This is a genomic window from Halocynthiibacter styelae (assembly GCF_016123485.1).
Classification (GTDB): Bacteria; Pseudomonadota; Alphaproteobacteria; order Rhodobacterales; family Rhodobacteraceae; genus Halocynthiibacter; species Halocynthiibacter styelae.
The window spans coordinates 45,175-58,366 of record NZ_JADCKQ010000011.1 but is presented as its reverse complement, the minus strand read 5'-3'; the positions used below and the strand labels follow the sequence as shown (position 1 = coordinate 58,366).

Annotated in this window: 13 protein-coding genes; 6 read left to right on the top strand and 7 right to left on the bottom strand. The window is 56.8% G+C overall.

All coding sequences use genetic code 11. The annotated features are described in order from the left end of the window. Positions 1-179: 179 nt before the first annotated feature. The 4 genes from H1D41_RS14025 to H1D41_RS14010 all read left to right on the top strand — a co-directional run bounded on the left by H1D41_RS14025 (position 180) and on the right by H1D41_RS14010 (position 4,108). On the top strand, positions 180-935 hold the full coding sequence (locus H1D41_RS14025) for an SDR family oxidoreductase (RefSeq protein ID WP_107498378.1): 756 nt from the start codon (positions 180-182) through the stop codon (positions 933-935). Then, positions 932-1,546, top strand: a complete 615-nt coding sequence (locus H1D41_RS14020) for an enoyl-CoA hydratase/isomerase family protein (RefSeq protein WP_228849507.1) — start codon at positions 932-934, stop codon at positions 1,544-1,546. Before H1D41_RS14025 ends, H1D41_RS14020 begins: the two co-directional genes overlap by 4 nt. 76 nt (positions 1,547-1,622) lie before the next feature. Next, a complete protein-coding gene (locus tag H1D41_RS14015) occupies positions 1,623-2,960 on the top strand; it encodes a mechanosensitive ion channel family protein (protein WP_228849506.1) in 1,338 nt (445 codons plus the stop codon). After that, positions 2,957-4,108 (top strand): TIGR03862 family flavoprotein, encoded by a 1,152-nt coding sequence (locus H1D41_RS14010; RefSeq protein ID WP_228849505.1) that lies wholly within the window; start codon positions 2,957-2,959, stop codon positions 4,106-4,108. The genes H1D41_RS14015 and H1D41_RS14010 overlap by 4 nt, the downstream gene beginning before the upstream one ends. 119 nt (positions 4,109-4,227) lie before the next feature. Here the strand turns inward: H1D41_RS14010 and H1D41_RS14005 are convergent, their stop codons facing one another. The 5 genes from H1D41_RS14005 to H1D41_RS13985 all read right to left on the bottom strand — a co-directional run bounded on the left by H1D41_RS14005 (position 4,228) and on the right by H1D41_RS13985 (position 9,489). Continuing rightward, complete coding sequence (locus H1D41_RS14005) at positions 4,228-4,821, bottom strand: glutathione S-transferase family protein (RefSeq protein WP_228849504.1); 594 nt, start codon at positions 4,819-4,821, stop codon at positions 4,228-4,230. Between the two features lie 9 nt (positions 4,822-4,830). Further along, the gene (holA, locus tag H1D41_RS14000; RefSeq protein ID WP_228849503.1) at positions 4,831-5,853 is read right to left on the bottom strand and encodes a DNA polymerase III subunit delta; all 1,023 of its coding nucleotides are present in this window, start codon (positions 5,851-5,853) and stop codon (positions 4,831-4,833) included. Continuing rightward, complete coding sequence (gene lptE / locus H1D41_RS13995; protein WP_228849502.1) at positions 5,850-6,338, bottom strand: LPS assembly lipoprotein LptE; 489 nt, start codon at positions 6,336-6,338, stop codon at positions 5,850-5,852. Before lptE ends, holA begins: the two co-directional genes overlap by 4 nt. Next, positions 6,325-8,883 carry a leucine--tRNA ligase gene (gene leuS, locus H1D41_RS13990; RefSeq protein ID WP_228849501.1) on the bottom strand — a complete coding sequence of 853 codons (2,559 nt, stop codon included), beginning with the start codon at positions 8,881-8,883 and terminating at the stop codon, positions 6,325-6,327. The genes lptE and leuS overlap by 14 nt, the downstream gene beginning before the upstream one ends. Before the next feature lie 96 nt (positions 8,884-8,979). Beyond that, complete coding sequence (locus H1D41_RS13985; protein WP_228849500.1) at positions 8,980-9,489, bottom strand: DUF3576 domain-containing protein; 510 nt, start codon at positions 9,487-9,489, stop codon at positions 8,980-8,982. A 288-nt stretch (positions 9,490-9,777) separates the two neighbouring features. Between H1D41_RS13985 and H1D41_RS13980 the strand changes: the two genes are divergently transcribed. Continuing rightward, the gene (locus tag H1D41_RS13980) at positions 9,778-10,731 is read left to right on the top strand and encodes a porin (protein WP_228849499.1); all 954 of its coding nucleotides are present in this window, start codon (positions 9,778-9,780) and stop codon (positions 10,729-10,731) included. A 101-nt stretch (positions 10,732-10,832) separates the two neighbouring features. Further along, the gene (locus H1D41_RS13975; protein ID WP_228849498.1) at positions 10,833-11,486 is read left to right on the top strand and encodes a YggS family pyridoxal phosphate-dependent enzyme; all 654 of its coding nucleotides are present in this window, start codon (positions 10,833-10,835) and stop codon (positions 11,484-11,486) included. Here H1D41_RS13975 and H1D41_RS13970 read toward each other — a convergent pair. Both H1D41_RS13970 and ribA read right to left on the bottom strand, forming a co-directional pair. Further along, positions 11,477-11,989 (bottom strand): L,D-transpeptidase family protein, encoded by a 513-nt coding sequence (locus H1D41_RS13970; RefSeq protein ID WP_228849497.1) that lies wholly within the window; start codon positions 11,987-11,989, stop codon positions 11,477-11,479. The genes H1D41_RS13975 and H1D41_RS13970 overlap by 10 nt on opposite strands. Then, positions 11,986-13,077, bottom strand: coding sequence for a GTP cyclohydrolase II (gene ribA, locus H1D41_RS13965; RefSeq protein WP_228849496.1), 1,092 nt, complete (start codon positions 13,075-13,077; stop codon positions 11,986-11,988). Before ribA ends, H1D41_RS13970 begins: the two co-directional genes overlap by 4 nt. Positions 13,078-13,192 lie beyond the last annotated feature (115 nt).

The window sequence follows — 13,192 nt, the reverse complement described above, 5'->3', positions numbered from 1 at the left end:
AACAGTCAAAGCCGGAGTGTGAAGGGGAGGGAAAATTCCGGGTTGTTTCTGCGTCATGTGAAGAATTTGTGGGTTCAGGGCATTTCTTTCAAGATCCTGCGACATTCTGCGCGGAAAATCGCTTTTGCCGGGCGGAAAGCCGCTCTAACATATCCGTAAAGCTGAAAAGGAGGCAGGAAATGACCACAGTTTCCGGGAAGACCGTATTTATCACAGGGGCAAGCCGGGGGATCGGCGAAGCTGCGGCGCGTTTGTTTGCCGATCAGGGGGCAAAGGTTGTGTTGTTTGCCCGGTCCGGCGATGCCGTGAATGCAATCGCGGCGGATATTGGCGAAAATGCCCTGGCGCTGACAGGGGATGTGTCGTCCTGGCCTGACATGGTCAATGCGATCACCCATGCCGAACGTCATTTTGGCCCGATTGATATTCTGATCAACAACGCAGGTGTGATTGATCCCATCGGGATGCTGAACACCTCTGATCCCGAAGCCTGGGGCAAGGCGATCGATATCAACACCAAGGGCGTTTATTACGGTATGCGTGCGGTTGTTCCGGGGATGGAAAGCCGGGGCCGTGGCACGGTGATCACGATCAGTTCTGGTGCGGCCCATAACGCGCTGGAAGGCTGGAGCGCCTATTGCACCTCAAAAGCTGGCACCGCGATGCTGACACGTGCGGCGCATCTGGAAAGCGGCGGTAAGGGTGTGCGGATCATGGGACTGTCACCGGGCACTGTGGCGACGCAGATGCAGAAGGACATCAAAGTGTCCGGCATCAATGCGGTCAGTCAGCTGGAATGGGAAGACCATGTTCCGGCAGACTGGCCTGCGAAGGTTTTGCTGTGGATGTGTTCTGATGATGCGCGCGACTGGTGGGGGGCAGAAGTTTCCCTGCGTGATGAAGGTATTCGCCGTGCAGCAGGGCTGATTGAATGATTGATGTAAAGAATGACGGTGCGCTTTGCACCGTCACCATCAACCGGCCGGATAAGGCAAATTCCCTGACGGCTGCGATGCTGGAAACTCTGTGCGATACCTTTGAATCAATCTCTGTTTCAGGGGTAAAGGCGATTATCCTGACCGGTGAGGGCAAAGTCTTTTCCGCCGGTGCCGATCTGGATGAAGCCCGCGCAGGGCTGGCGACGTCGCCCCTGTGGGAACGTCTTTCCGCTGCTGTCGCTGCCGCGCCCTGTCTGACGATTGCGGCCCTGAATGGCACGCTTGCGGGCGGGGCCATGGGGATGGCGCTGGCCTGTGATCTGCGCATCGCTGTGCCCGGGGCAAAGTTCTTCTATCCGGTGATGAAGCTGGGTTTTCTGCCGCAACCTTCAGATCCCGGACGGCTGAAAGCCCTGGTTGGCCCGGCGCGTGCAAAACTGATCCTGATGAGCGGCCAGAAGGTTGAGGCAGATGATGCCCTGAACTTTGGCCTGATTGATGGCATTCTTGCGCCTGACGATCTGCTGGCAGAAGCGCACACCCTGGCGGATATTCCCTGTCATGCGGATGCCTCACATGTTGCGGCGATCAAGGACATGCTGCGCTAACGTATCGTTCAGCTTGAGATTTCACCGAAAAACTGTATGCACACATAAATTCTGAGTGCCAGGACCGGAGAGTATTGTGAGTATTGAAACAGCTGAAAACCAGGGCGGGATTGTAGAGACCGCGCAGGAATATGCGCTCTGGGTCTGGGATATTGCCAGCGACTGGCTATTGTCCCCTGCGGCCTGGACACAGTTTGCACTGTTGGTTCTGGCCTTTGGCCTGGCTGTGTATGTAACGCGGAAGGCAACGCCTGTTATCGTCCGCCTGGTCACGCCGCCCGAAGAACAAACACACATCGTCGCACGTCTGCGCCGCTATGCGCTGATCTATCTGCCCCTGATGCTGCCGCTTCTGGCTTATGCGTTCACGGGTGCGGGCGAAGGTGTGACGCGTTCCCTGTTCGGGTCCGGCGCAGTGATTGCTTTTGGGAAACGGGTTTTTCTGTTCCTGGCGGTGCGGGCATTTGTGCGGGACATCGTGAAGGATTCTTTCCTGAAGATGCTGGGCAGATATGTGCTTTTGCCCGCCATGGCCCTGCACACGCTTGGCCTGCTGAACCCTGCCATTGATTTCCTGTCAAACACGATCATTCAGCTGGGCAATATCAGCTTTTCTGTCATGTCGCTGGTGCGCGGTGTGATTGCCGGAGCGCTGCTGTTCTGGCTGGGCCGCTGGTCCAATGACCAGAGCACAACTTACATCCAGAAACAGGAAGAACTGCGTCCTGCCACCCGTCAGCTGGCGGTGAAAGCGTCCGAGATCTTCATCTTCGGCCTCGCCTTCCTGCTGCTTCTGAACATCATGGGGATCAACCTGTCTGCCCTTGCAGTGCTGGGGGGCGCCATTGGTGTGGGCCTTGGTTTTGGTCTGCAAAAGATTGCGTCGAACTTCATTTCCGGCGTGATCCTGCTGCTGGAAGGTCAGGCGACCGTGGGGGACTATGTAGAACTGGACGGCGGCGAATCCGGGACCATTGTGAAAATGACGGCGCGCGCGATTTTTCTGGAAACCTTTGATGGCCGCTGGATTGTGGTGCCAAACGAGGATTTCATCACAACCCGCGTGGTGAATTATTCCGATCAGGGGTCTTCCAACCGTTATGAAGTTGAATTTTCCGTCAGCTACGACACCGATATTAACAAAGTGCCGGATATTATCGAGGCTGCGGTGGCAAAACACGAAGGCGTGCTGGATACCCCTTATCCGCCGGATTGTGAGCTGCGCGGGTTTGGCGACAGTGGCGTTGATTTCGCGGTGGAATTCTGGGTCAACGGCTTTGATGACGGCGAAAACAAATACACATCTGATGTGATGTTTATCGTCTGGAACGCGTTGAAAGACGCGGGCATTGAAATTCCATATCCGCACCGTGTGGTGGAAATTAAGGGCGGCCTGCCCATCGCTTCCACATGAAAACGGCGCTTGTCATCGGTGCCGGCCCGGCCGGGCTGGTGGCGGCGGAAGAACTGGCGCGGGCGGGTGTGTCCGTAACAGTGATCGAGGCAAAACCCAGCCCCGCGCGCAAATTCCTGATGGCCGGGAAAAGCGGGCTGAACCTGACTAAAGATGAACCGATACAGGCGTTTCTGAATGCTTTCCCCGATGCGCCAGATCTGTTGCAAGACATTCTGCGCGACTTCGGGCCTGAGGCCGTGAAAACATGGGCGCAAGATCTGGGGCAGGAGGTGTTTACCGGCAGTTCCGGGCGGGTGTTCCCAAAGGTGATGAAGGCATCCCCCTTGCTGCGTAATTGGCTGGTGCGGCTTGATGCGCTGGGCGTGACCCTGCGCACCCGCACCCGCTGGAACGGTTTCACCCCAGGCGGTGTTTCGGTCGTTAGCGCGGGTGGCGAAGACATTCTGACACCGGACGCAACCGTTCTTGCCTGTGGCGGCGCCAGCTGGGCGCGGCTGGGGTCGGATGGGGCCTGGACGCAGCATATGGGCGCCGATGTTGCACCGTTTAAGCCTGCGAACATGGGGTTTGAAAAAGCCTGGTCGAACCATATGGCGAAACATTTTGGCAGGCCTGTGAAACCAGTTGTTCTGAAAGCCGGGGCGCATCAGGTGAAGGGTGAATTTGTGATTTCTGCCCGTGGGCTGGAAGGCAGTGCGATTTATGCAGTGTCCCGGGACATGCGCGAAGGTGCGGAACTGTTCCTGGATCTGATGCCGGATCTGGATGCTGGGAAACTGCAGGCGCGCCTGAACAAACCCCGGGGCAAAAACAGTATGACCAATCACCTGCGTAAGGTTGGGCTAAGCCCGGTGAAGATTGCGCTGCTGCGCGAGGTTGGGGCTGAATTCACTGCCGCGCAGATCAAACATATGCCCCTGCCCCACGAAGGCCCGCGCCCGCTGGATGAAGCAATTTCTGTGGCAGGTGGTTTGCGGTTTAATGCGCTTGATCAGAGCCTGATGCTGCAAGACCGACCTGGGCTTTTCTGTGCCGGGGAAATGCTGGATTGGGAAGCCCCGACCGGCGGCTATCTGATCACCGCCTGCCTTGCCACCGGACGCCATGCCGGGCGTGCAGCGGCGGCCTGGATTTCGCAACAGTGAGGAAAGCGTTAATTCTGAAACAGAGCCAAACCTGCCGGACAGGCTCTGCTTAATGCATTTTTAACCTTATAAATAAGGCGCAAGGTAATCCGCGGGTTGCCCTGCATCCCGGTTTGAAATCACTCTTTCATTGCCAGCGTACGGCGATAAGCATCGCGGTTGCGCAGGCGTTTGCGATAGTCTTCCAGCACAGGCTCAGAGATCTCAAACCCGGCACTGCGGGCCCAGTCCAGACAATGGGTCAGGATCAGATCCGGGACGGTTATGACATCCCCCAACAGGAATTCACGCCCTTCCAGACGTGGGGCAAGCGCGGCCATATTACGTGCCAGTTCTTTTGCGCAGGTGTCACGCACGCCCGCGATGCGTTCTTCTTCCGGCAGGTAATGTTCATGCCGCCCGGCCATCCAGAGGACAGAATCAAATTCATCCAGAACAAGCTGGGTGAACCCGTCTTGTTGCGCGCGTTCAATCGTACCGGTTTCAAAGGTCAATTGCCCGTGGCGATCTGCCAGGAACTGCACAATTGCGGTGGAATCGGTCAGGGCAGTGCCGTCAACGATCAGCGCGGGGATTTTGCCGGTTGGGTTCACTGCACGTGCGGTGTCTGAACGGGCAGACGCCGGGTTGCGGGTGTAAGATGCGCCGATTTCTTCCAGCATCCAGAGAACCCGACGGGTGCGGGACCGGATTGCGCCGATGACTTCATACATGTGAGGCTCCTATCGTCTGGCAAGCATGGAAAGGCGGATAAGCGTGCGTTCCATCGCGGCATTGGCGGGTGCGGTGGATGCCGAACGCAGTTGCAGATCGGTTTCTGTCAGCATCTGTAAGGCCTGTTCAAGGCGGCGCAGGCCCCAGGTATTCGCCTGCCGGGTCATACGGTCGCGGCGCGGGCCAAAGACCGGGGGACGCAACCGGGAAATACCCTGAGACGGCCCGCCCGGGTCAGAGGCGGCAGCGTGCAGCGTACGGAAATGGCGCATGGTGCCAATGCAAAGTGTCACGGGCAGGACGCCCTGGCTGCGCAGACGCGCCATCAGTGGGCCGATTTCAGCGGTGCGGGCCTCGGCGACGATGTTCAACATATCGTCCAGCGCTGCCTCGGTGGAGGTTGGGGCGACGGCGTCGATATCCTCGGCTGTGACCGGGGAGTTATCCCGGAACTTATAGAGGCCCAGCTTTTCAATCACCTGGCCAAAATCGCCGGGATCAAGGCTGCGTGACAGATCTTCGATCACGCCAAACGCATCGTGCGGCACATCCGCCAGGCCCGCTTTCTTCAGCATACCTTCGATTTCTTCGCGTCCCGGGGGATCATCGTAGATACCAACCGCGAAGGAATTGTTATGGCCTTCAAACAATTTGCGGATCTTGGATGTGGCCTTCAGGGCTTTGGCGGTCACGACAACCTGCGCATCGCCCGCCTGCCAGTCGTCCAGGGCTGTCTGAAGTGCCGGGAAAGCGAATTCGGTTGCTTCTTCGACAAAGACCACACGGGCGCCCGGGAAAAACCCCACGGCTTTCACGGCGTCGCTTAGCTGTGCGGGATCCTTGCGCAACTCTGCCCCGTTGATCCGGGTCAGGCGCATTTCTTCTTCGCCCTTTGGTCCGACAAGCGCGGCAATCACCTGCTGGCGTTTCAGGGCAACGCGCATGGCGTCTTGCCCGTAGATCAACAGGCCGGTTTTACCGGGATCCGGCTGTGCGAAATAGCGTGTTGCCTCGCGCGCTGACAGTTTCATTGCACGATCTGATCGCTGTTCAGCAGCAGTTGTGTATAAAGCTGATCTGCCAGGATGAACATCAGGCGCTGGCGGGCGTCGCGCTCTGCGGTCAGGGTGGAAACCGTGCTGCCGGTGGCGGCATAGCTGGTGGAGTTCCGGACCTGGCCGCTGAACACCTGCTGATCGGTTCCGCTGAGGGTTACGGTGAAATGCACCTGTCCATGAATGTTGAAACGGGTGGTCACCTGTTCCGGGGTGATTCCAACGCCTTCTTCATCTGTGGTCAGCGTATAGTTCAGATCCCAGTTCACATCGCGGGGCTGGCCCAGGCGTTCTTCCAGACGGCGGGTGACATCAAAACTGTTGCGGTCATCCGGTGCCATGATCTCGATTTGTCCCGGCAGGGCAGATCCGCTGTCCCCAGGTGCAAGCGCAGGGGTGAAGCCACAGCCCGTGAGGGCTGTGAGCATGAGAGTAAAGGTGAGGCGTTTAAACAACCACATTGATAATGCGTCCCGGAACCACGATCAGTTTCTTTGGCGCGCCACCGTCGAGCGCCTTGACCACAGCATCATGGGCCAGCGCAAGTTTTTCAATCTCTTCTTTTGCCATATCCACAGGCACGCTGATTTCCGCACGGCGTTTGCCGTTGATCTGGATCGGCATGGTGACAGCAGATTCGACCAGCAGAGATTCGTCGGCTTTCGGCCATGGCGCGTTGATCACCAGACCTTCGCCGCCCTGATGTGCCCAGATATCTTCCGCCAGATGCGGGGTCATCGGGGCCATCAGCTGTGCAAGGGTCATGATCGCTTCGCGCTGTGCTTTATAGCTGGCTTTGCATTTCTGGATGGTGTTGGTGAAACCGTAAAGCTTTGCAATCGCTGCGTTAAAGCCGAAGCTTTCAACACCCAGGGTCACGTCGCGGATCGCCTTGTGGACCTCGCGCAGCAGATCTTCATCGCCCTGACCCGCTGCATCTTTGTCCATCTCACCAATGCGATCACAGAGGTTCCAGACGCGGTTCAGGTGTTTTGCAGCGGCTTCGGCACCGGATGCTGTCCATTCCACGTCACGTTCGGGCGGGGAATCGGACAGTACAAACCAACGCGCGGTATCAGCACCGTAGGAATTGATGATCTCAATCGGGTCGACCACATTGTTCTTGGATTTGGACATTTTCGCAGAAGGCGTAACCTTCAACTGTTCATCCGTGCCTTTAACATAGGTGTTGCCGTCGCGTTTTTCGACTTCTTCCGGGTAGTGATACAGCGTGCGCCCTTCGGGGGTTTTGCGTGTGGTGTTCTCATAAATTTCATGAGTCACCATGCCCTGCGTGAACAGCGCATCAAACGGTTCAATCGCTTTGTCTGGCAGGTGGCCGCAGATCTGCATCGCACGGGCAAAGAAGCGGGAATAAAGCAGATGCAGAATCGCATGTTCAATGCCGCCGATATACTGGTCGACATTCATCCAGTATTCAGCCTCAGCCATATCGGTTGGTGTTTCGGCATCTGGCGCGGTGAAACGGGCGAAATACCAGGATGAATCCACAAAAGTATCCATCGTATCGGTTTCGCGTTTCGCAGGCGCGCCACAGGATGGGCAGGCACAGTCGCGCCAGGTCGGGTGACGGTCCAGCGGATTGCCTGGCTGATCAAAGCTGACATCAAATGGCAGTTCAATCGGCAGGTTTTCTTTCTTCTCAGGCACCACGCCGCAGCTGTCGCAATGCACAACGGGAATCGGGCAACCCCAATAGCGCTGACGGGACAGGCCCCAGTCGCGCAGGCGGAACTTGGTCACACCTTCGCCCCAGCCATCTTTTTCAGCCAGATCAATGGTCACGTTGATGGCGTCTTCACCGGTTGCCTCATCAAGGCCTGCAAAATGGTTAACCCATTTCACTTTTTCGGACTTCATCGGAACGAAGGCTTCGTTTTCAACCGGGGTTTCGTTGTCGAGCGCAAAGAATGTGTCGATCACCGGCAGGTCGTACTTGCGGCAGAAATCAAGGTCGCGTTGGTCATGGGCCGGGCAGGCAAAGATTGCGCCTGTGCCGTAATCCATCAGGATAAAGTTCGCGATCCAGACGGGCAGTTCCGCACCGGTCAGGGGGTGTTTCGCCTTGATACCAGTGTCATAGCCCAGCTTTTCGGCGGTCTCGATGGCTTCTTCCGTGGTGCCGCCCTTGCGCATTTCTGCAAGAATCGCCGCGACTTCGGGATTATCGGCCTCAAGTTCCTTGGAAATCGGGTGATCCGGCGAGATACCAACAAAGCTTGCGCCGTTCAGCGTGTCCGGGCGGGTGGTGTAAACGGTGATGGGTTCTTCGCCATCCACACGTTCAAAGCTGAATTGCAGACCGCGTGACTTGCCGATCCAGTTTTCCTGCATCAGGCGTACTTTCGCAGGCCAGTTTTCCAATCCGTCCAGCGCAGTCAGCAGTTCGTCCGAATAATCAGAGATCTTGAAGAACCATTGCGTCAGCTCACGACGTTCAACGGGGGCGCCGGAGCGCCAGCCACAGCCGTTTTCAACCTGTTCATTCGCCAGAACGGTCATATCCACCGGATCCCAGTTCACGATGGCGTTCTTACGATAGACCAGACCTTTTTCAAGGAAATCGAGGAACAGCGCCTGTTGCTGTCCGTAATATTCTACGTCACAGGTGGCGAACATGCGGGACCAGTCCAGAGACAGGCCCAGCGGTTTCATCTGTTCGACCATTGTGTCGATGTTTTCATAGGTCCAGGTTTTCGGATGCCCGCCAATGGCCATCGCGGCATTTTCTGCAGGCATGCCAAAAGCGTCAAAACCCATCGGGTGCAGCACAGAGAAACCGCAGGACATCTTATACCGCGAAATTACGTCGCCCATGGTATAGTTGCGCACATGACCCATATGCAGCTTGCCGGATGGATATGGGAACATCTCCAGCACGTAGTATTTTTCTTTGGAATCATCACGGGTGGCGGTGAAAACACCGGCCTCTTCCCAGGCCTTCTGCCATTTGGGTTCCAGTTCAGATGCAGTGTAGCGGGACATGTCAGGTGGTCCTTTACGTGAAAACGCCGGGCGAGTGGGCCCGGCGTGGTCATAATCGGTGAATGGGCGGTGGTCCAGAGCGGACGTTATAATGGCTTACAGTTTGCCTTCGGCAATGCGCAGCTGGCGGGCACGTGTGAGAATCGCGTCTTCCACAGCGCGGCGGGTGTCTGCATCAACGGCGCGACCGCCGGATGTTTGCAGGGACAGGTTCAGGGAACGTGCGTCCAGGGCCGGATCGGTGATATAGATCGTCGCGCGGTAGCTGCGGCCGCCACCGGGTGGGGTGCCATAACCGGTAGAGATCACGCCGGAAAACGGATCAGCGGTCTGAATCGGCAGGAAGTTCAGCGTTTCAAGGCTGGCACGCCAGATGTATTTGTTCACCTCAAGCGTGGTGTTGGAATCAGACTGGTTGTCAAAGATGTCCCAGATGGTTTCACGTCCCTGCCCGGCGATGCGCTGACGCGCCTGAATATCGACAGGGGTGTTGTTACGGTTCTCTGTGGAGACCGGAGGCTTGGAAGGACCTGTGTTATCACAGGCTGTCAGAACAAGAATCGCAGCAATGCTGCTGAGCTTTGCAAAGGTTTTGCCGGTTTTCATTGTCTCGCCTCAAAATTTCCTGCGCTTTCCTGTTACAGGGGCCTGTGCGGGCGAGCAAGGATTTTCACTTCTTATAACGCGGGTACATGTGTGTATGCGCAAATCTTCGCCCGGAGCTTGTGTTGGGGCTGTGACAGAGGTGTGGCAAAGCTGCACCATTATGCGGGTCTTTCTGTTTGCGCTGTCTGCTTTTCTTGAATCGGAGGGGGAAAATGGGGAAACAACAGCATACCCGGTTCAGATTCCCCTGAATTGGGATGCACCTTTGAATTCCATGAGGGAAACAAAATGAACAAAATTCTTCTCGCGACTACCGCACTCGTAGCAACCGCTGGCGTTGCTTCTGCTGAAGTATCTCTGTCCGGTTGGGCTGAAATGGGTCTCGTAGGCGGCGACGCTCGTGCGACTGATGCTGGCGGTTCCGCAAGCGTATTTGCTGGCGAAACTCAGTTCCACACTGGTGTTGACGTGCGCTTCACTCTGTCCGGTGAAACCGATGCAGGCCTGACTTTCGGTGCTTCCATCGATCTCGACGAATCCGGTGCTACTCAGTCCGGTCGTGATGGCGCAAACAGCACCAAAGCTGCTGTATTCATCTCCGGTGGTTTCGGCACTGTAACCATGGGTGACACTGACGGCGCTCTGGACTGGGCAATGCAGGAAGTTGGCATGGGTTCTTCCATTGCTGACGACCACACCACTCACGTTGGTTACAACGGCAACTCCGGCCAGGACGGCACACCAAACGGCAACGTACTGCGTTACGACAACACCTTTGGTGATTTCGGCGTAGCTCTGTCTGCTCAGATGGCTGATACTCCTGCTGAAGACAGCACATTCGGTCTGGGTGTTAAGTACAACGTTGCTCTGGGCGGTCTGGATCTGGGTCTGGGTCTGGGTTACCAGGACAACGGCACCAATGCGCACACTGGTCTGTCTGTTGACACCACTTTCGCAAACGGCCTGCGCGCAATCCTGAACTACTCTGATCTGGATGGCACTCTGGCAGCTGACAACGACAGCCACATGGCTATCGGCCTGGGTTACACTTCCGGCGCTCTGCTGGTTCACGCAAACTACGGTGAGTTCGAAACTGTAGGCGGCACCAAGACTGATGCTTACGCGATTGCTGTAAACTACGATCTGGGTGGCGCAGCTGTTCAGTTCGGTTACACCAACGACATCTCTGCTGATGCTGGTGAGCAAGCTTCTTGGTCTCTGGGCCTGGCGATGTCCTTCTAATTCAGAAGAACATTTCTTATAAGGGAAGGGCTGGTTTCGACCGGCCCTTTTCTTTTGTTATAAAGCGATGTTAGATCAGCCCGGAAACAACGGGGCTGCGTATGTCACTTTCAGAAATTACCGCGAAAATTGAAAAAGAAGAAAACCGGGTTGGCCGTGCTGTGGGCAGCACAAAGCTGATCGCGGTTTCTAAAGTGCAGCCTGATGAACGGGTCGAAGCTGTTCTGCGCGGAGGCCATCGTCTGTTTGGTGAAAACAAAGTGCAGGAAGCCGCCGGGAAATGGCCGGGGTTTCGTGAGGAGTTTTCTGACGTTGAGGTTCATCTGCTTGGGCCGCTGCAAACCAACAAAGCGCGGCAGGCGATGGAGCTGTTTGACGCGATCCATTCGCTTGATCGCCCGAAACTTGCCAATACTCTGGCGCGACTGGTACAGGAGCTGGGCAACTGTCCCGAGCTGTTTATCCAGGTGAATACTGGGGAAGAACCGCAAAAAGCGGGTATTCTGCCATCGGATGCGGATGCGTTTATTCAGGAATGCCGTGCGCTGGATCTGCCCATTGTTGGCCTGATGTCGATCCCGCCTGCGGATGAAGAAGCATCGCTGCACTTTGCCCTGCTGCGTAAAATTGCTGAACGCAATGGTGTGGATGGTCTGTCCATGGGGATGAGCGGAGATTTTGAACGCGCGATTGCCCAGGGGGCGACACATGTGCGCGTGGGATCCGCGATCTTCGGGGCGCGTGATTACGGCTGATCGGGTACGATCAGGCGCGCACCGGGGCGCAGGTTTTCCACGATATAATGCAGATCCGTGCGGCTGAAGGCGACACAGCCTTCGGTGCCGTAACCGGGCCTGCGCCATTCATGGATGAAAATCGCTGACCCTTTGCCGGGTGTGGCGCACGGCCAGTTCCAGGATGTGACCAGCACCAGATCATACAGCGGATCGGCGCGGCGCAGTTTCTCATGGCTGAAACTATAGTTATGCCCGTTGACCAGGTGATTGTATTCCGCGTCTTTCACGTCATCGGACCAGAGATCATTCAGCCGCAGTGGCATCATGGGCAGGGCTGTGCGCGGTGGGGCGATGCGATCCGGGCGATAGAAACCGCCGACAATTTTGTGAATACCGGTGGGTGTGGCACCGTCACCTTCGCGCTTATTCGCTGAAATGCCACCTTTGCCGATACTGCAGGGGAAGTAACGCCCCATGAAACGTACGCCGCGCGGGGTGAGGATCAGATCACCTGGGGTCACAGCAGATGCCCTGATTTCTTTGCTTTGGTCGCAAGATAGGCGCGGTTTTGTTCTGTTTCCCCAACTTTCAGAGGCACACGTTCCGTGACTTTGACCCCCATATCTTCCATCTTCGCGACTTTATTGGGATTGTTTGTCATCAGCTGTACGGATTTAAAGCCCAGCTTTTTCAGGATCTCGGCGCCTGTGCGGAAATCGCGTTCATCGTCTTCAAAACCCAGACGGTGGTTGGCTTCGACCGTGTCAAACCCCTGATCCTGCAGGGAATAGGCGCGCATCTTATTCGCAAGGCCAATGCCGCGGCCTTCCTGGTTCAGATACAGCAGAATGCCTGCACCGTTTTTACCCATAGCGGCGAGGGCTGCGTTCAGCTGTGGGCCGCAATCGCATTTCAGCGAGCCAATCACATCGCCGGTGAAGCAGGCGGAATGCAGGCGTGTCAGGACGGGTTGATCGCGATCAGGTGATCCGATTTCAACCGCGTAATGTTCGCTGGATCCATCATCCGTGCGGAAGATATGCAAACGCCCGGCCTCGGACACGGTCATAGGCAGGCGGGCATGCACGACCTGGGTCAGGATGTGTCCGTTCTTCAACAGCAGTTCAGTTGCCGCCCCGTCCAGCACCGTCAGATCATGGGCAGAGGCAAAACCACGCCCATCCTCAATTGGTACACAGAGCATGGCAGGCAGGATTTGCGCAGATTTCGCCAGTTGCACACTTGCACGGGCCAGCTGACAATCGCCGCCGCGCAGTTCGCTCCAGGGGCCTTTCATCGGGTGCAGCAGATCATCTGCGGGATCAGCGGTGGCCCGGATCCAGGCGACACCGGCGTCTGATGGCAGGCGCAGGCGGGCAAGGTCACCGTCATACGCACGGATTTTCAGGGTTTCGGCCCGGCGCGCTGTCAGGGTCAGGCTGACGTCCCCGAGGGCGCGCATTTCATCCAACCGATCGGCGCTGACGTTCTCTGCCCCAATCGCCAGCAAGCTTTGATCGCCATCGGTCAGGACAATGGCAACGCCCATGCGCAGATCCGCGCGGGCCCGCGCGAGTCGTTCAGTTGTAGTCGGGAAAAGCGCGTTCATCGGCTTGCCATCGCGTTATATTGTTACAGGTCTGCCTGAGACATAAAGAAATTCCCAGGGAAATTGAAACATAAATCGTATGTCAAACACGAGGGCGTGAGAAAATGTTTCGACC